This window comes from Verrucomicrobiota bacterium, assembly GCA_038744685.1.
GTDB lineage: Bacteria > Verrucomicrobiota > Verrucomicrobiia > Opitutales > Puniceicoccaceae > Puniceicoccus.
Genome location: JBCDMB010000046.1, coordinates 1 through 18,295 on the forward strand (window position 1 = coordinate 1; position 18,295 = coordinate 18,295).

At 51.5% G+C, this 18,295-nt stretch carries 19 protein-coding genes and 1 rRNA gene; 9 read left to right on the forward strand and 11 right to left on the reverse strand.

Annotation, left to right across the window (positions count from 1 at the left end):
• Positions 1–361, reverse strand: a 16S ribosomal RNA gene (locus tag AAGJ81_15605); the annotation flags it as partial.
• A 498-nt stretch (positions 362–859) separates the two neighbouring features.
• Between AAGJ81_15605 and lpxI the strand changes: the two genes are divergently transcribed.
• On the forward strand, positions 860–1,708 hold the full coding sequence (lpxI, locus tag AAGJ81_15610) for a UDP-2,3-diacylglucosamine diphosphatase LpxI (protein MEM0967574.1): 849 nt from the start codon (positions 860–862) through the stop codon (positions 1,706–1,708).
• A gap of 138 nt (positions 1,709–1,846) precedes the next feature.
• Here the strand turns inward: lpxI and AAGJ81_15615 are convergent, their stop codons facing one another.
• The gene (locus tag AAGJ81_15615; GenBank protein MEM0967575.1) at positions 1,847–2,458 is read right to left on the reverse strand and encodes an ERCC4 domain-containing protein; all 612 of its coding nucleotides are present in this window, start codon (positions 2,456–2,458) and stop codon (positions 1,847–1,849) included.
• Between the two features lie 18 nt (positions 2,459–2,476).
• Entirely contained in the window at positions 2,477–3,001 is a 525-nt protein-coding gene (locus tag AAGJ81_15620) for a four helix bundle protein (GenBank protein MEM0967576.1), read from the reverse strand.
• A 383-nt stretch (positions 3,002–3,384) separates the two neighbouring features.
• Here AAGJ81_15620 and AAGJ81_15625 point away from each other — a divergent pair, with 383 nt between their 5' ends.
• On the forward strand, positions 3,385–4,032 hold the full coding sequence (locus AAGJ81_15625) for a DUF1080 domain-containing protein (protein ID MEM0967577.1): 648 nt from the start codon (positions 3,385–3,387) through the stop codon (positions 4,030–4,032).
• A 206-nt stretch (positions 4,033–4,238) separates the two neighbouring features.
• Here the strand turns inward: AAGJ81_15625 and AAGJ81_15630 are convergent, their stop codons facing one another.
• Together AAGJ81_15630 and AAGJ81_15635 are read right to left on the reverse strand one after the other, a co-directional pair.
• On the reverse strand, positions 4,239–5,000 hold the full coding sequence (locus AAGJ81_15630) for a ThuA domain-containing protein (GenBank protein ID MEM0967578.1): 762 nt from the start codon (positions 4,998–5,000) through the stop codon (positions 4,239–4,241).
• A 458-nt stretch (positions 5,001–5,458) separates the two neighbouring features.
• The gene (locus AAGJ81_15635) at positions 5,459–6,442 is read right to left on the reverse strand and encodes an AEC family transporter (protein ID MEM0967579.1); all 984 of its coding nucleotides are present in this window, start codon (positions 6,440–6,442) and stop codon (positions 5,459–5,461) included.
• A 233-nt stretch (positions 6,443–6,675) separates the two neighbouring features.
• On the opposite strand from AAGJ81_15635, the gene AAGJ81_15640 reads away from it, so the two are divergent.
• Together AAGJ81_15640 and AAGJ81_15645 are read left to right on the forward strand one after the other, a co-directional pair.
• The gene (locus AAGJ81_15640; protein ID MEM0967580.1) at positions 6,676–7,032 is read left to right on the forward strand and encodes a hypothetical protein; all 357 of its coding nucleotides are present in this window, start codon (positions 6,676–6,678) and stop codon (positions 7,030–7,032) included.
• Complete coding sequence (locus AAGJ81_15645) at positions 7,010–7,597, forward strand: TetR/AcrR family transcriptional regulator (GenBank protein ID MEM0967581.1); 588 nt, start codon at positions 7,010–7,012, stop codon at positions 7,595–7,597. Before AAGJ81_15640 ends, AAGJ81_15645 begins: the two co-directional genes overlap by 23 nt.
• Before the next feature lie 37 nt (positions 7,598–7,634).
• Here the strand turns inward: AAGJ81_15645 and AAGJ81_15650 are convergent, their stop codons facing one another.
• The 3 genes from AAGJ81_15650 to AAGJ81_15660 all read right to left on the reverse strand — a co-directional run bounded on the left by AAGJ81_15650 (position 7,635) and on the right by AAGJ81_15660 (position 10,778).
• A complete protein-coding gene (locus AAGJ81_15650; GenBank protein MEM0967582.1) occupies positions 7,635–8,381 on the reverse strand; it encodes an alpha/beta fold hydrolase in 747 nt (248 codons plus the stop codon).
• Positions 8,382–8,650: 269 nt separating this feature from the next.
• On the reverse strand, positions 8,651–9,289 hold the full coding sequence (locus AAGJ81_15655) for a hypothetical protein (GenBank protein MEM0967583.1): 639 nt from the start codon (positions 9,287–9,289) through the stop codon (positions 8,651–8,653).
• A 256-nt stretch (positions 9,290–9,545) separates the two neighbouring features.
• Entirely contained in the window at positions 9,546–10,778 is a 1,233-nt protein-coding gene (locus tag AAGJ81_15660; GenBank protein MEM0967584.1) for an MFS transporter, read from the reverse strand.
• Positions 10,779–11,300: 522 nt separating this feature from the next.
• On the opposite strand from AAGJ81_15660, the gene AAGJ81_15665 reads away from it, so the two are divergent.
• The 3 genes from AAGJ81_15665 (at position 11,301) to AAGJ81_15675 (ending at position 13,705) form a co-directional block, all read left to right on the forward strand.
• The gene (locus tag AAGJ81_15665; GenBank protein ID MEM0967585.1) at positions 11,301–11,999 is read left to right on the forward strand and encodes a PH domain-containing protein; all 699 of its coding nucleotides are present in this window, start codon (positions 11,301–11,303) and stop codon (positions 11,997–11,999) included.
• Positions 12,000–12,292: 293 nt separating this feature from the next.
• Complete coding sequence (locus AAGJ81_15670; GenBank protein ID MEM0967586.1) at positions 12,293–13,258, forward strand: NAD(P)-dependent alcohol dehydrogenase; 966 nt, start codon at positions 12,293–12,295, stop codon at positions 13,256–13,258.
• Positions 13,259–13,285: 27 nt separating this feature from the next.
• The gene (locus tag AAGJ81_15675) at positions 13,286–13,705 is read left to right on the forward strand and encodes a hypothetical protein (GenBank protein MEM0967587.1); all 420 of its coding nucleotides are present in this window, start codon (positions 13,286–13,288) and stop codon (positions 13,703–13,705) included.
• 51 nt (positions 13,706–13,756) lie between these two features.
• On the opposite strand, the gene AAGJ81_15680 is transcribed toward AAGJ81_15675, so the two are convergent.
• Positions 13,757–14,209, reverse strand: coding sequence for a hypothetical protein (locus tag AAGJ81_15680; GenBank protein ID MEM0967588.1), 453 nt, complete (start codon positions 14,207–14,209; stop codon positions 13,757–13,759).
• A 242-nt stretch (positions 14,210–14,451) separates the two neighbouring features.
• Entirely contained in the window at positions 14,452–15,315 is an 864-nt protein-coding gene (locus AAGJ81_15685; GenBank protein MEM0967589.1) for an amidohydrolase family protein, read from the reverse strand.
• 204 nt (positions 15,316–15,519) lie between these two features.
• On the opposite strand from AAGJ81_15685, the gene AAGJ81_15690 reads away from it, so the two are divergent.
• Positions 15,520–16,782, forward strand: a complete 1,263-nt coding sequence (locus tag AAGJ81_15690; GenBank protein MEM0967590.1) for a hypothetical protein — start codon at positions 15,520–15,522, stop codon at positions 16,780–16,782.
• A 102-nt stretch (positions 16,783–16,884) separates the two neighbouring features.
• Here AAGJ81_15690 and AAGJ81_15695 read toward each other — a convergent pair whose 3' ends face one another.
• On the reverse strand, positions 16,885–17,022 hold the full coding sequence (locus tag AAGJ81_15695) for a hypothetical protein (protein ID MEM0967591.1): 138 nt from the start codon (positions 17,020–17,022) through the stop codon (positions 16,885–16,887).
• A 388-nt stretch (positions 17,023–17,410) separates the two neighbouring features.
• On the opposite strand from AAGJ81_15695, the gene AAGJ81_15700 reads away from it, so the two are divergent.
• Positions 17,411–18,295, forward strand: an 885-nt coding sequence (locus AAGJ81_15700) for a hypothetical protein (GenBank protein ID MEM0967592.1), incomplete at its 3' end; no start/stop codon positions are given.

Sequence of the window (18,295 nt, forward strand, 5' to 3'; positions counted from 1 at the left end):
GAAACTGCTGCCACCCGTAGGTGTCTGGACCGTATCTCAGTTCCAGTGTGACTGATCATCCTCTCAGACCAGTTACCCGTCTCTGCCTTGGTGAGCCGTTACCTCACCAACAAGCTGATAGGCCGCGAGCCCCTCTTGAAGCGTCATTACAAACTTTAGTCATCTTTCCATGAGAAAAGAGACCACATGCGGTATTAATCCGGGTTTCCCCGGGCTATCCCCCACTTCAAGGCAGGTTGCTCACGTGTTACGCACCCGTATGCCACTATTCGTCCCAGCAAGCTGGGCTTCATCGTTCGACTTGCATGTCTTAACCACGCCGCTAGCGTTCACTCTGAGCCAGGATCAAACTCTCCGAAAATAATTTCAGAGATGTCGCGATCCTAACATTTGATTCGCGACTGAAGCTCTTAAATCGAGAAGATTTAAGGCTTATAAAACTTTTTGGATTGTCGTTTCGGCAATCGCACAGAGTAGATTTCAAAGAACACGCCTTGTTATCAGCGAAAGAGGTCGAGTCAGACTGAATCCGCAACCTCCGTCAATACTTTTTGGTAAAAGATTTAAAACTGATGAAAAGAACGCCTCTCAAGCGTTGAGTCATAGGCACTCAGGGGTTTTGAGAAGACCGCAGACAAAAGACCTTTCCACAATCACCCGCAAGCCTTTTCTGCAACTTTTTCTTAACATTCATAAGCTATTGAAAAGTAATAATTTACGGGACAAAAATTACCTTATCAGCCGATTGAATCGGCCGTTTTATCGGGTGTCATCAGAAAACAATGCTTTTTGCAGCCTCTCCGGCCCTTACGCATCGACGATTGACCCACTGACCCCCCCATGGACACACTCCGTTTGAATGTCCGATTTGTCACGCTTCCTACCGAGGTCCTTCGACCCCGGTGCTAAGGTTACTTTGATCGCTGGCCGTGGCTCCTACCCGCAGCTCACTGCAGACCGCATACGGTCCAACGGTGTTGACCTTTCCTTGATCGCCCTCGATGGCGAAACGCGGGATGAGCTCTTTGAGAGCTTTCCCAAAGAACGAAGGCGCAAAGCAAAGGTTGGGCAGATCGGCAAACTCGTGAAATACCTGAAGGTCCTTGAAACGCGTTACGTTGTAATGGTTGGACAAATACAACCGGGTAGGCTCTTCAAAGGCCTTCATCCTGACCTGCGCGCGATCAAAATCCTAGCCTCCCTAAAGGAGAAAAATGCTGCGACGATCTTTGGGGCAATCGTCGCAGAAATCGAGGCAGCGGGTTGTGAAGTTCTCGATGCACGCGCCTTCCTCGACGAAGACCTTGCCTCGGTCGGAACAATGACGGGCTTCCGTTCGGCCTACCTCCCCGAACACCTCGATCACGGGATCAAGATCGGAGCGGAGTGCGCCAGGCTTCACATCGGGCAAAGCATCCTTGTCCGCAAGGGGACGGTCCTTGCAGTCGAGGCCTTCGAAGGAACCGATCAGATGATCCAGCGCGGTGGAAGCTTTAAGACCGACCAAAAAATCCTAGTCAAAATGCCTCACCCCGACCACGACTTCCGCTTCGACGTCCCCGTCTTCGGAATGACCACCCTGGAAACGCTCAAGGAGGCTGGTGTGACCACCGCTGCACTTGCAGCAAATAAGACAATTATTCTCAACAAGAAAGAAGTCCTCACCACTGCACACGAATATGGGATCGAAATCCTCGGCTTCTCTTGAGGATCTCAAATTTGAAATTTCAGATCTCAGATTCTGCGGGGGCGAGTCATTGAATCGACTCAATCGATATCACTCTCAGATCTGGAGACTCAAATGCCCATAAAAACCCGGCGATTTTTCGACCGTATCCACGATACCCTAAGCGATCGCCCGCCCCACTCCATCGACCTTTGTCAGTTGATCGACATCCGCATCCAAACAGGCACGCACGCTTCCGAAATGCGCAAGTAATAGCTTTGCCCTTTTTGATCCAATTCCCGGCAAGGCATAGAGCACCTTCTGTTTTCTCGTCGAGCGACGCTTCGCTTTTACCTGCCTGACAGGAACGTCGCCTTCCGCTCGCGCCCTCGCTAACTGCCGAACAGCATAAGTTAGGAGCTTCGCTGTCTCGACCGGTCCTTGCGAACGCAGCACCGGAACATCGAAAATCAACATGAGCGAAATCAACGCACCCTGGATCGCTTCGCGGGATATGCGCAACGATGCCCAGTCTTTAGCTGAGCCTTCGACAATGTAAGCCCCTCGATGTGAACTCTTCACTAATCGAGTCGCTTGCGAAAACAGCCGCCCGTCAAAAAGAGAGGCCACAAAGTCAGCCGCAGTTTTCCGTTCAATCAGGACCAACCCATCTACTTCAAAATCGCCAGTCTCCAAACGAGAAATCTCGACGCCCACACCCTCACTCTGGAATAGAGTATCAAGAAGGTCTTGGTTCCTCTCTCGATCATCGACAAGAATTTGCGGATTCATCGACGGTGATCTCAAATTTCAAATCTGAGATTTCAGATTAGCAAGTGCCGGATGATTGGGAGGTAGCGTATCCACAAGGCGCTGCCGAAATGACGCTATCCCCTCATCGCTATTCCGCTTTCGATCAAACTCCCTCCGCGAAGAGTCGTTCAGATGTCGCTGCCCTTTGATCTCAGAATTCTGTAAAGAGTCTGCCCAGGCTCGAAGCTGCCTCGAACAAGACTCAGCTATGGATTTCAAATTTGAAATTTCAGATCTCAAATCACACAGCACCTTCCGTCGTTCAAAAAAACACAGCATCGATCGCACCTCTCCTGCCAATCCCCGCGCGATATACAAAAATGCAAGCAACTCATTCGTCGTCCCACGTTCAAAACCCTCTGCGATATTATTCGAAACCGACAAAGCCGCCCGCTCGATCTGATCTTTCGCGGAGTAAGACAGCCGCTTCCCCACCGCCTCCGTCAGATCATAGATACCCTCAGCAAGACGAATCCCCTCGCACCAAACCGGTAGATCTTCAAAGCGCAGGTAGATGGACATTGACCCTATATACTGAACAAAGTTTCACCTCTAGCAAGCCTATTCGCGCGAGTTCCATTCGGGTCGATTACTGCTTAGTCATTCAAGTATTCCGCGGACTCATTCCCTAATCCATTGCACCCAAAAACAATTCAACAATACTCCCCACTGACCCCGAAATCCCCTACGCCACCATCCACACGGCGATGTGACACCTTCACCGAAACAAAAGGAGCGATCACTATGAGTCTTGAAGGAGAGGACTTCATCTCCATGACCGGCAGGAGACGCGTGGTTCAGTGAAAACGGAGTTCTCATCCAATTTCTCCAGAGTGGGGTTCGATAAACTTTGCCTAAACGAAGTCCAAACCTATTTATCTCCCTAGAACCCTCTTATGATCCCCATGCTAACAAAGACCCTTCTCGCAATCTCAATCTGGATCATCCCAGTAGCCTCCGCCACATCCCCCGATGAGGATGGATGGTTTACCCTCTTTGATGGCACAAGCCTCGATGGTTGGAAGTCCAACGACGAAACACCAAACGTTTTTTCCATCACCGAAAACGGTGAACTCCGCGTCGACGGAGGACGAGCCCACCTTTTTTGGGTGGGGCACGACGGCATTCCCGCAGCGTTCAAAAATTTCGAAGTCAGTATGCAGGTAAAGACGACCCCAGAAGCGAATTCGGGAGTCTTTTTTCACACCGAATATCAGGAAGATGGCTGGCCGGGTGTTGGACTGGAGGCTCAGGTCAACACTTCTCACAAAGATCGTCGAAAGACAGGTAGTGTCTACGCAAAACAGGACGTAATGGACAATGCTCCATCGACCGATGGAGAGTGGTTTGAATATAACATTCTCGTGGACGAAAAAACCGTAACAATCTCTGTAGACGGGGAGGTCGTAAACTCATACACAGAGCCTGAATCCCCACTCGTAACGGAAAAGCGCCCGCTAGCCAAACTGGGTCAAGGCACTTTTGCCATCCAAGGCCACGATCCAAACAGCGTTGTATTTTACAAGGACATCAGAGTGCGCAATCTCGACTGAACGACAGGTTCAGCCTATTTTCGGGCGCTGACGTTGTAGCAAAAGTCTCCTGCCCGATCACTTCAGTGAAGAGTCCTCTCGAACTGTTGGTCGTATTTGAACAACCGAAATTTTTGGGTGACCACGGCTTACGGGCAGGTAAGCGGAAATTTTTCCAAAGGGCACTAGGATCAAGGAGCTGCCCAACGTATCAATCAACCCTGGGGTTAATTCGTCGGCGGAGGGATAGTCACTTCACCCGTAGCAGCCCACTCGACAAGACGAGCGAGCAGGACTTGAAACTCTTCGCTTTCGAAAGCCTGAACATCATGTCCAAAACTGGTGTAAGCGGTCCGGCCTTCTCCAAATTGGCTCACTAAGGTAGTAGGCTCCCAAACGTCGTCGCCCCTGAATTCCTTGGATGCATATCCAGAGGTCAAAATAACTGGGTCCTCGGCAGAGATGTAAATGCTCTCCCAAAGCTCATCGTATTTGCTGAAGTCGCCAAGACCTTCAGTCACTGGATGATCCTCCACATCGATCCGAACGTCGAACACGTGTCGTGGACCGTGGTGAGTCCCTGCTTTCCAGGTAGCGACGCAAATTTCCTGGTAATCGTCCCAATCAAAGAAGGTGGAGGAGCCCGCATGCATCGCCACGTGCCCGCCACCATCGCGAACGAAATCGACGTAGGCCTCCTTTAACTCCGGAGACCAAGCAAACTTCTCTGGCATGTCTTTGCGATGCTTCCACAAGTTCCAGTTGCTAAAGATCACGTCGAAATCACTTAATTTCGATGGATCAAAAGCCTCAATCTGTTTGGTTACCGTCACATCGAATTTACCCGTTGATTCGAGAATATCTACGATGATCGGGTTGGTCGCCTTCCAATTGTGATTGTTCTGGCCCGTAATCACCAAGACCTTGATAGGGTCTGCGTTTAAAGACGCGATAAAAGTGAAAAAGAAGAGGAAAAACAAGCAGCGCATAACCGAGAGAGACAATCAATCAGTCTCAACAGTGTCAACCAAGTGCGGTAGCAAATGCCTACCGAGACCGTTAGACAGAAGATTTCCTTATAGCGCACTTCAGAGGTTTTTTTTCGAGCTCAGCTTTTTGTCCGACCACTTTACAGTGGCAGATGACTCTTGTATCATTATTCGAGGAAGGTGATTTTCGTCGTTTTCCAACAGCCTCCATATGCCCGCAGAGGAAGTCATCGACCACCAGTCGACCATCCACCGAAAGCTCGGAAACCTCTCCTTGCCCCGAATGGTCGACTCGTTCTGACCAGCGGAGGAGATGTCTTGGGCATTCTTGCCGCGATGCGAGTTCCAAAGAAAGAAGCTTCAACCGAGCTACCCGTTCATCCAAAGAAGGACCAGGGACGATTGCCTGCGGTAAGCCCGCCGCATCGCCCACTGCTAGACCGTCGAACTGGACTGGTTTACTTCGAAAATAAACCTGGGTAAAGATCCGCCAGTAACAACAACCAAAGAAGAAGCGTCACGACAGAGACTACCGTTGTAAAAGAGACCATGTTGGCCACCAGCTCTTCGGATTCGTGATATTTATCAGCCAAGATGAATTGATTCTTTGCTGTCGGCAACCCGGCGCAAAGAACGATACACACCGCGACAAGAGGATCCGTCTTGAAGAACAGGACCAGGCCAAGAGCCAGGAACGGAAGGACAATCAGCTTTAGTCCAGAGAGAACCAGTACCTGCGCCCCACTTTCAATCAATGAGCGGGGTCTCAATGACATTCCAACGGCAAAGAGTGCGCATGGAGCGACGGCAGACCCCAAAAGGTCAAAGAAATTGCTGGCTATTTTAGGAAGGGGAAGCGGCATAACGGCATAAGCGACGCCCAAAAGCGTCGATAAAACAATCGGATTTAGAACCGTATTCTTAATTGGTGCCCAATGCGATCCAGCTCTTGAACTAGCTTTGGCCGTTTCGAGGAACGCCACCTCAATCAGAAGAAAAAAGACAATCATGATGTTGGCGAGGCTTGCTAGGACGACTCCAGGTTTTCCAAGAAGAGAGTGCAAGAGTGGTAAACCGATAATCGCTGTGTTCGAAACGACCGAAGGCATCACAACCATGGTTAGTGCCCCAAGGCCTCTTTTCTGAGATACCAGAGACCCTGTAATAGCGATTACAAACACAACACCCGTTGCCGCCCCAAATATCGCTATAAAAGGCAAATTCAAAAGGCTCTTCAGGTTCTGCTCCGCAATCGTCCCAAACATGATCGACGGAACCGCAACGTAGAAAAGAAATTGAATCAGATTAGTTTCCAGGCATTCAGGGAGGACCTTTAGGCGAGCAAAAACATATCCTGTGATCATCACGGCAAATGCCGGAAAAATTAAACCAAATACCTCCACAGCTTCGGATGAGAGTGCGCGAACTCTAGTACTTCGCAATCATCGTATTCGTGTCACTGGTTTGGCCTCACTCGATAAATACGGCGATACAGTCACTACCCGCACTCTTGATCCAGTGAAACAGCAGGACTACGAGTCGGTTACGTTCTAAAGGCACCCGGTCGACGACCCAATCGGCACCCCGGGGGAAGACGCTTTGACGTCCCGAAAAAGGTTAGAAGAGGATCAACTTTCGGGTTGTAAAATGAATATTTATTATTGAATATTCGGTTATGAATAATCATTTAATTCAACCTGAGCGACCTTCGAACTCACTAAACTTCGGAAATCCGATCGTCTTTTTGATCGTTGCGATCCTCGCTTTTCTAGGTCCAAACGGTCTTTACCTCTATTTTGCGATCACTCAGCCCGAATTGAATCAGGCGGCGATCCGTAACCCAATTGCCCTCGCCTTTATGATCGAGGCTATGATGCTGCTGGTACTCTTCCTCTGGCAGGTTTACCGGATTACGCGTTCCTGGATGCAGGTGGGCCTCTATCTAATCCTTTCCTTCATCGGCAGTCTCGCTTTTAGTTTCCCATTCTTCGTGTATCGCCAGAAAAAACATGCCGCGGCCCCGAGCATCTGAGAAGGAGCAAGCTCTCGTCGAGGCCGCCATTGAACTCTTTCTCCAGAAGGGCGTTCGCAGCACTACCGTCAAAGAAATCACGGAACGGGCCGGAGTCGCCACCGGAACCTTTTACGTGTACTACAAAGACAAAGTCGCCATCATTCGCGCCTTCGCCTATGCCTTTGCCGACCAGCATCGAGGGATGGCCGAAAGCATCTTAAAATCCGGTCGCCCGCCCACCGATAAACTCTCCCAATACGTGCTAGGCCTATTTGACCTTTGGCAACCCTTTGGCGAGAACACCACCGGACCCGTCGAAGTCGCTGAAGCGGTGATCCGCCATGCCCCCGAGACTCTCGGCATCGCACAAGAGCAGTTTCTCAAGACGGTCGAAGAGATTCTCAAAGAAGCAAAGGCATTCGGTGGTGCCGTCGAAGATCCTCAAGCGGAAGCCCGATGGATCGCTTATGCGACAGCGGCCTTCTTTCCCCTTGCCGGAACCCCCGCAGAGAGAGCCTTTGCAGAGTCTCTGAACCGTACCCAGCTCGAAGGCCTGATCCATTGGCTTGCAAAGCGGTTTTAGGCCAGAAAACCAAAGGAATCGAGGAAGAAGTGCTCGATTAAAGTGCTTGAATCCAGTCCATCAGCAGCGCCGCATAAAGGGATGGCTCAAGAAGCGGCCAGAGATGTCCCCGGTTTTCCAGAAGCTTGCCTTCGACATTTGGAAACTTCTCTGCCAACCGATCTGGCATGGATCGGATCGCTTCCGGTTCCTGGTCTCCCGCGACTGCAAGGACTGGCAATCCTAAAGACTGGAAACTTGGCAATGTTGTAGCCTCTACGACTTGGCATCCTGCACGTCGGATCGTTCCGGATTTAGTCTTGGAGGCCTCTTGAATCAGACGTTTGGCAAAAGCTCCTTCACCGAACAATCTAGGAAGATACCATCTGCGAAGCCACGGTGTGCTAAAGATCATTTCGTTGACGACATAAGCGAGCTTCAAAAGGGCCGACTTCTTCAGTTTTCCAATATGAAAGCCGGATAATAAGGCCGATGAGAAACGATCGGGACATTTCAACAAAACCTCTAGTCCGACATAAGCTCCCAAAGAATGACCCGTGAGATGAACATCTCTGTCAACTGGTAAGCGATCAACCACCTCCGCCACTCGTTCGGCAGTCTCAGCGATGGATCGCCAAATAATGTCGTTGCTGTTCCCGTGTCCCGGAAGGTCCAATACAACGGATCCTGTGTTTCGTAACCCCTCAATAACCGGGTTCCAAGCCCAGCCTCCGATTCCTAGCCCGTGCAGAAATAGGACTAATGGCCCTTCTTTGCTGACATCATTTAGCTGGTATGCGAGCATACATCGACCAGTTCTGCGTTATAAACTGACTTAAGAAAATTATCCAGTTGCTTCAGTTAAGACTAGCCAGAGCAGAGACCCATGCAATGTCATAGAGTGCAAGCCATGCGAGGTATAAGACCGAAATGGTGCCCGCGATGCGATCCCGTTTCATGGCAAACCAAGTCTGAAAAAGCACTAGAGCAAGCACTTGAATCTTCCCGTGGTAAAGTTGCCATTAGAGTCCTACCGAGATCTTTGGGTTTTGTAGACGCGGGCGTAGTTTCGCGCTATTCCTTCGCGTAAAGTTTTACATTATCGAGGAAATGGGATGAGTCGATGTCACCGTTGGAAGCTTTAAAGGGCGTGATGGTGAAGATGATCTCCTCAACCCCTTTGGGCACGGTGTATTCGCCGCGGTGGGTTTCCCAAGCGGTCTTGTCCGAGGCAAATTCTCCCTGCTTTTCCTGAGCACCTTCAGGTCCGATCGACACGATGATCGTGTCGATCCCTTTGCGCCCCCGGTGTTTCAGTTCCCACAAGAGGACCTGACCCGGAACGACATCAACGGACTGGTTGTGGTGGTTGCCGTCCATTTCTACAAAGACATCACCCTCCGCCGCATCGACTTTCAGGAATCCGCTCGTGCCCAGCTCCAGCGTGCCGCCCTTGGAAGTGCCACCCTGCTGCAGGGCGATTCCACCCGTAGTGTACCAACCGGGAAACGCGCTGTCGTCATAGGCATCAACAAAATGGCCGTTTCCATTCGCACGACCCTCCGCCTCAATCAACTCTTTGGCAGACTTGTAATCCCCTTGGGTGGTCTGCTCAAAACTGCCATTGACGAGGAGATTCACTGGCTCGTCTGCGAAGGCTAAGCTGCATAGGAGAAACGGGAGAAGAACGAGGCGAAAGGTATTGGTCATCATGAAACCGAAGCTGGGAATTTAGTATTTCGAAACGACTGGCTGTTGCGCCCGAGCAGCATCCTTCACCATCACATTGCGGTCAAGTGGAACGAGCAGGGTTGGATGAATGGCGACACCTACGAATTTAGGCGCGAGGCATTTGCCACCAATTCTCAGATCTTGCAGCGAAGCCTCTTACCTTCCTGTCGTGGGATCGTTGAAAAAGATCCCCTCCCCCTCCTTTGACAAGCCTCACGAGGGAGAGAGGAGTTTTGAGCTATGATGCCAGGTTGGGCGAAGCGGCACTCTTGCGTCTGGTCCTCGCAGGGAGGAGCACGACCAGCGTGCCGATAAGACTCGAGGCACCCGCGATGAACCAAACTGCAATTCCGATTTCCGAGTAAATCACTAGGCCGGTGCTTGCGAGCGCTCCCGCGACTCCCCAGGTAATTCCCCGCAGGCCGAGATAACGTCCACGGAACTCCTCTGGAGCGAGGCCACTGCTGTAAGCCATTCCGACTGGCAACGCGACGATCTCACCGAGAGTAAAAAGGATCATCGCAAGAAGAAAACCGAGATGACTGCCGGCCATTCCAAATCCAAAAAGTCCAAATCCGATCAGTCCAAAGCCCACCGCTAGCACCCGGCGAGGCGCGAAACGCTTCAAGAAATGGCTCATCGGCAACTCGATCAGGAGAATCAGCAACCCGTTCACACTCATGATCAGTCCATACTCACTCGCACTCAACCCAGTATCCTTGGTGCTCATCGCAAGGACGGAGAAGACCTGGCAAAACCCAAAGGCCATGAAGAAAATCGCCAACAGGTATTGCTTATAAAGATGGTGCGTGCGCAAGTCGCTCAAGGCAGCTTTCCAGCTCTGGACAAAGACCTTCAGCGAACCCGCTTTCCCACGAATCGTCCGCAGCCCATGCGGCACATACACCGAAATGAGCGTAGCGCAGAGCAAGGTCGTAAAGGCATCGCCGATAAACATGAGCACAGGTGCCGTTGCGTAGAGCAATCCTCCGACCGCAGGTCCGGCCGCGAAGCCACCGTTCATTGCCAACCGTATCAATGCGAAGGTAGTTACGCGCTGGTCTGCGGGCACAAGGTCCGTCAACAACGCATTCGAAGCCGGCCCGTAAAGGAAGCCGATGAAGCCATTGAAAAAGACCACAGCCAACAAGAGACCATATCGATCCGCAGAGGCATAAATGCCGAGCGTCGCGAGAGCACTACCGAAAAGCGCAATGGACATCGTGCGTTTCCGTCCGATCGCGTCCGCGAGGTAACCGCCCGCCAGAGGTCCGAGGATGTTCCCAAAACCCATGACGGCCAGAACTGCCGCCACATGCCCCGCTGAGTAACCGAGTGAGCTCAGGTATAGCGCGAGAAACGGAAACACATAGGTTCCAAACCGGGTCAGGAAAAGCCCGAGTAAGATGACATAGACGACCCGGGGCTGTGCCCGGATGTCTTTGTAAAGAGAGTGAAAGAAAAGGTACACGGTTTGTGGTTTAGGTCGTCGTTCATGGTTGCGTTTTGGTTGTTATTCATGGGCGAAAACGAAAAAGCCCCTACTGTCGTCTGACAGCAGGGGCTCCAAAGTTTTCGTTATCGATCCGCCCGAATTATCTCTTTCGGCGAATACTCGAACCCCAAGCTGTCTGAATCGTGAACTCATTCACGAGCTCACTGCGCAGCGATGCGTGCCATTTACCGGTTGGGCAGATGTTCCGTTTCATCGCTGGCGTTGTTTGGGTTATCATCAACTTCCAAAAGAAAGTCCGAAAGATTCTGGAATAGCCAGTCCAAATTCTTGGGATACTCGAACCAAAGAGGAGAATTCCTACCTTCGGCACAGAACTTCAGATCAAACCGAGTCCGCCGCTCTTGAAGAAGAACACACCACAAGATAGGCTCTGCATAGCGGATCAGCCTCCCATTCATAGCAATTATCGGTAAGCTGTCGTGCGATCGTCGTGTTGCTGTCGTGGAAAAATTCCGGTATCGCCACTAAATTCCTTGTATGAATCCAACGACTTCGACTATCGCATCCAGAATCAAATTGGAACGGGCCCGCCGTTCCTGGACCCAGGAGAAACTCGCCGAGGAATGTGGCTTGTCGACTCGTTCGATCCAGCGATACGAAAAAGGGGAAACACCCTCAACAGAGTGCCTCCGACTCTTGGCAGATGCTTTCGAGGTCGAGCTCTCCGCATTTCAAGATGCCTCTCGACGAATCAACTTCAGCGCTCCGTGGAATCACACTCTTAAGACTATCACGATCGGATTCGTTCTCATTTCGATAGCAGTGGCAGTTTTTGTCCCTCAAACGGCATTAATCCTTACAATCGTCGTTCTGCTCGCATTCTTCCTCGGTGTTGCCGGATACTCGATCCGTGACGGTTACCTTCTGGTCCATCGCTTTGGATGGTGCAAACGCTTTCCGCTAGAGAGTCTCACCGATCTGCAAGTGGAACCCAATGCCATGATGGGATCGATACGGGTTTTTGGAATCGGCGGTCTTTTCGGCTACGTAGGCTACTTCCGGAATGGGTTACTAGGAACCTATCGGATTTACGGAACCGACCCCAAGAAGTCAGTCGTGGCAAAGTTCGATGGAAAGCCAGTAGTGATCACACCCGACGATCCAGAAGCCTTTGTTGAATCTGTGCGATCCACACTTTCCGATTCAAGCAACGAGCGCAGACAAAAATGTCACTAGGTTAAGGAGGTGTTTCGAAATAACCGACATAATCATCCCCTTGTTGTAGGACCGGTGTTTTGACGCCGACCGCACAAAAGCAACAGCGATGCAATGCTCTGCCGCATCGAGTCGAGTTGCGCCGTGTCGCTTCGCTCGGTGCGAACCCTATAGTCGGATTGTAACCAAGTTTTGGCTTATCATAGTGCCAACCGAGCATAGTAACCGAGACGAGGCAGGCCCCAACTACCGCCCTGCATCAAGCACCTTCACTCTTTCCATCGAGCTGAACATACAGTTCAGTTGCCCCTAAAATGAAATCCCTTTATCTCGACCGTTACGGCAGCTCGGAGGTTCTGTCCTTCCGCGATCTCCCGAAACCCGAAGCCAGCTCAGGCCAGGTCATCGTCAAAGTCCACGCCGTTTCCTTGAACCCGCTCGACTGGAGACTCATGAGGGCCGACCCTTTTTTGATCCGTCTGTATTTCGGTCTCTTCAAACCCAAGCTCCACTGTCTCGGTGCTGACTTCTCGGGCGTTGTGGATGCCGTTGCCAGCGACGTCACGGCCTTCAAAGCCGGTGATGAGATCTTTGGTCTGATGACACCCGAGATCACGGGCTCACTTTCCGAGTTGATTGCGATTCCCTCGAACAGCATCGTTCGGAAAACGCAAGCCCTCTCCCATCCACAAGCAGCTACCCTTGGAGTTGCCGCCCTGACCGCCTACGAAGGCATCCACGACTACCGCGCTCTCAAGGCGAAGGAAAAGGTGTTGATCAACGGAGCGTCCGGCGGGGTCGGAACCTTTGCCGTTCAGATGGCCAAAGAACTCGGTGCCCACGTCACTGGTGTTTGCAGTGGCCGAAACGCAGAGCTAGTTCGCGGACTTGGTGCCAATGAAGTGATCGACTACCAAACAACCGACCTCCTTCGAACAGAGGATCGTTTCGACTTGGTCTACGATACCGTTGGCAACCACCCGCCGAAAGCCCTGAAAACCCTACTCGCTCCCGGTGGTCGATTAGTCCTTGCGAGTGCAGGAAATAGTTGGGGATTTCTCCAAGCGATGCGGATCGCGAAGAAGGATGCCTCCGTTGACCTCATTATCGACCTTAAGAAAGACCAGAAACGCCTGCAAGCGGTGGGTGAACTCGCAACCTCAGGCAAGATTGTTCCAGTCATTGACCGGGAATATTCTTTCGAAGAAACGCCTGCCGCCATTGACTATGTCGAGACCAAAAGGGCTCGTGGAAAAGTAGTTATTCGTCTGGACTGGTAACTCTTAGAATCCTCGTCCGGTAACGCTATGGAAAAGTCAGGAAATCGGTTCGTCTATTTCTTCCTTGGGAGCTGGGGTAGTTTCGCCTTCTTCGCTATTCTCGCCTACGGGTTCGGTCTCTACAGAGTTGCACCTTTCCTTGGGTTGATTGGCTACACGACAATGATCTTCCTGCTACTGGCCGCACTTTACCAGTCTTACAAGAACGTTCACTACATTCTCGTGAGCGGCAGTCTGATGCTTTTTGGTGCCATCGCCTCCTTCGATCTGATTTCTTCCAAGGACGAGTTGACCAACTTGTGGAGGAGTTGGCTAGGCGGCGATCTATCGGAGGCCACGGCAGACGGAATTGTCCAATCCCTCACGATCCTCCTCAGCATCTTCTGCGGAAGCCTCGCCTCAGCGACCCTGTTTTATGGTTTAAACAAGAAGAACTTTCCCAAATAAGCTTTCGCCGGCGGGACTCGGAACCGTCCAAGAGGTCTGCCACCGTAGTGATTAACCAAGGAGAGCAGCCTTGACCGCTTCGAAGACTTCCGGGTTGGTCACGTCAATCAAGGGGGATTGGTTGAAATCAAGTCCCTCGCCTCCGTAGTTGTTGTCGTTCGCTACGAATGCAAACTTGGTTTCTTCGATCTTTTCGCAAATCTCGTTGAGCCGGGCGGCTCTGGCCTTGTCTTTTGCTGCACCGGCGAGAGCGTCGGCGAAGACGTCCTCTCCGTCCCCATAACTGAGGCCGATGGAGATGATCACCCGGGGGTCATTGTAACTCACGGCATTGATGACCCGGGTAGGCAGGGTAAAGAAATCCACCTGATGCCCGTTTTCGATTTTCTTGTAGTTCTCTCCATCAGGAACGTGCGCCTTCTGAAAATCATCGAAAGTGAACCCCTCCTTGAGTCGGCGGGTTAAAATCGAAACGACTGTAGGTGTTTTTTCTCTATATGGCATAATTCGTCCTGATTTCTTTGATACTGGGTTATCATCCAAATCGGTATCGGGTCTCGATTCCCTTCGATAGCGATTTCGACAAGGCTTATATGCTACTTGAGTGGCGGAGTAATAAAAGTTCCTTTTTTCACCTTCAACTCACATCTGGAACCGACCTGTACGCCGAAGCCTTGGCGAAGGAGAAACAGTCATCCGTGGTTCAAATTCTTCTCTTCCCGAACATCTTCCTTTGCGACATTACCTTATCGGTAAGGCACATGGTCGACCTTGTAAATCTTCATAGCGTTACGGTGCAGCAATTTCGCCTGGTTACCCTCGTCCTCTGTCGAGAGAATCTCACGCGTAGCCGCGACCCAGTATTGTAAATCGGATTTTGTGGTGACGACCGGCCAATCGCTCCCCCAGACGACTCGATCCCAGCCGAAGCTTTCGATACAGTGTTCGACGTAGGGACGCACCGTATCGATATCTGCATTATCTTCCTCGCAATAAGCGAGCACACCGGAAATCTTACAGGCCACATTGTCGACCTCGGCCAGTTCGGAGATACCTTCCGCCCAGGATTTGAAACTGCCGTCTTTGATCCCAGGAACCCCGCAATGATCCAAGACAAACTGAACCTCCGGACAGGATCGGGCAATCCAGACGGCCAAGGGCAATTGCTTTTCGAAGACACACAAATCAAAAGGCAATCCGCGGCTCGACAGACGCTTGAGGTTCGGGATGAAGTGCTCCGACTCCGCCGTTCCCTCGGGTGCTGCGTGAAGAAAACGGCGCAACCCGTGAACGCGCAGACCACTGATCTCGTCCAGATAAGCCTCAAAATCATCCTGTTCGGGGCGGCAATTCGCGATCATTCCCTGAATGAGGGAACCCTCCTCACGGCTCAGGCTGTCGATCAACTTGTTTTCCTCTCGCCAATGCGGGTCGTCGGGCGTGGTTTCCATGAAGACCGTTGCGGTAACTCCGGTCCCCTCACTGGCCTTCAGATAATCGTCGTAATGGAAACTCTTGCCGGAAAGCGCCGGGAAGTCCTCCGCCCATGAATAGGGCCACTTATCCGCGTAGATCAGATGTTGGTGGGTATCGAGAATTGGTATGGTCATAACAGCAATCCACTAACCTCCATTCATCATGCCTAACGATCATTGGCAAGATTTCCGTGAACGTCGTCGAGCATCACAAAAAATTCACTGCGGTGTGAATGGTTCAGTAACGAATCTCGACAAAGCGTCTACGGTCAATTTCATCATTTCGCGATCAACTCGTTCAGCATTATCCCAAGATGAACGAGAGGCCAGAACGCACCAATGAGCATAGAAGACAGCCCGACGATTGAGCATATGAGAGTGCAGGCGAAAAATATGAGGACTCTCTTGTCCTTCACAGGTCTTTTTATGGGTACTGCCAAGAAGAAAGAACTGCAGAAGAAGCTTAGTGAAATAGAGGCGGGCCTAGATCGGCTCGTAAGTTACAGAAAACGCTTCTCTGACTATTTCACAGACTCTGGATGGTTAGCCTATGATAGCATGCCCACACCTGTGATTGAAGAGGCTGTTGATGCATACGAGAAATCTGGTTTTGATGGCGGCGAAACTGTGCTAATGAGGTTCTATTCTCCAGACGAACTTTCTAAGCGAGTAAAATACAGCTTCATGAACAGCGAAGAATTTCGCCTGAGAAGACCGCTAATCGAATTGGCTTTCGAAGATTACACAGCCTCGCGTTATCATGCGGTTGTTCCAGTTCTACTTGCAGTTATGGACGGAGCGTTCAATCAAGCCAATCGGCGAGGACTGCACACTGATTCAGCGGAAATGGATGTCTGGGATTCGATGACTGTAACGGACGGTTCAATCTACAAAGTAAAGGATGTGTTTTGCAAAGGTCGGAACAGGACCCGCACAGAGTCGATAGATCTACCATACCGCAATGGTATTCTTCATGGAATTGATCTGGGTTACGCAAATGAGGTCGTAGCTGCTAAAAGTTGGTGCTTTTTATCAGTGGTTGCCGATTGGGTTGCCTCTAAGAATAGCGAGGATTCTAGGCGATCCAAGTACGATGAAGACATGCAAATTCCATCATTTAGTGAGATTGGTGAAAGCATGGCTAGGACTAAGGCTTTGAAAGAGGGGTGCGCCAAATGGATTGCTCGAAAAATAAGCAAGGACTACCTAGTCCGAATCCAAAAAGGGAATAAACCATCACTCGGAACTCCTGAAGAAGTGGCGCTTGATTTCATGAATTGCTTAACGAGGAGAAACTATGGACACATGGCAGATATGTTCGCCCCGCTTTTCGTGGGAAACCCCAAAACCTTCCCCGGTCAGCTTCGATGCCAATTCGAGCATTTGGAAATCAAGAGATTTACTATATCTTCGATTAGCGATGACGCTCCCGCACGTGCTACTGTTCTCTTTTCCGTGGATTGTGAAGGAACACATAAGAATGAACTGTTCGTGAGTTTAATCTACCAATCAGAGAATGGAGAATCATTGGCAGTAGGAATGCCGAATGGGAAGTGGAATGTCGCAACTGCTTATCTGCGTGATGCAGAATCCTTTGCGTAAGCGGTACGAAATGGGGTTCAGCCGGGTTTACTACTACCTTCTCTCTGGCACTACGAAATGCTCAATTTGCTCCACTCGGCGTTGCGTCGCGAGAGGCTGGATTCATACGCTGTGAACGAAGCCATCGAACTGCTCTGCAAAATACCATTTCGAAGCTTCGGCCTCCTCGACCCCGTTGCAAAGCGACTCGCGCTTACTCTTGCCGCAAAACAAGATCTCTCCGCGTACAATGCGGCCCATTTGGAACTGGCCTTCCGCTTTAACGCCGTCTCTAAGACCAATGATCAAAGGTTGAAAAACGGACCAAGAGCAGAAGCCCTATCCCTCTGATAAAAGTTCCCGTTCGGAAGGGTTCCTCTTTCAGAGATATATCATGAACTTTTAGACCCCTATGAGCACCTTTTCCTCAAATATTCGCGAACCGACCCATGTCCTCTTTTTCTTAGTTTTTTTCACATTTAGCGCAGAACGTTACGCTCACCGACCCTTGACACCCATAGCCCGTTTGGCAGGCTCCTGCCATGAAAACGACCGCTTCTATCCTCAACCTCCGGGCACATGCACCTAAGGGGCGGAAAGCCATTTTCTATCCGCTGAGCTCACTGACTGCACAGTCGAAAACTAGACCATGAAAAGCCGCACCACCCGCACTGTCCTCGCCGCCGCGCTGGCCTTGGCGACCACGACCCACGCTGCCATCTTGACCTTCGGCAGAGTCGACCCTAGCTACCCCGGCTCGGGCGACTGGACCGTGACGACGCTCGAGATTGGGAGGAATTTCAATTCAGGCACGGTGATCGTCAATGGGGACACCACGCCGAACACCGGCCGCATCATCACCTCCGACAACGGCATCATCGGCGGTGCCCTCCGATTATCAGACGGTTCGGTCCGTATCCAGGGCGCCGGCTCGGTCTGGAACAACACCAACCAGATCATCGTCGGTAGTGAAAGTGCTTTACAGGCCTCTCTCAATATCACCCAGGGGGGCGTGGTCAACAGCGGCTCGGGCTTCGTTGGGGACAATCTTAGTATAGACAGCACCGTCACCGTTAGCGGCAGCGGCTCGCAGTGGAACATGACGGGCAACCTCCAGTTCGGGGAGGATGCGACCCTGACCATCGAAGACGGCGGTCTCGTGAGCAACGTCAACGCCTTTCTGGGTGATAGTTTCGGTAACTCTGTCATCGTCCGTGGCACTGGCTCGCAGTGGAACAACAGCGGCACCCTCGAACTCGTCGCCAACTCCTTGACCATCGAGAACGGCGGGGTGGTCAACAGCGTCGATGGCCGGGTGAACACCAGTATTAGTTCTGGCCCCTCGACCGTGACCATCACGGGGGCGGGCTCGCTCTGGAACCTGACCGGCCAGCTAACCGTGGGCGAAAGGAACAACACGCGCTTCACGATCAGCGACGGCGGGCGGGTCAATTCCGTCGGTGGGGTCGTCAATAACACGCCCGGCGCCAACGTCATGACCATCACCGGCGCAGGCTCGTTGTGGGAGAATACC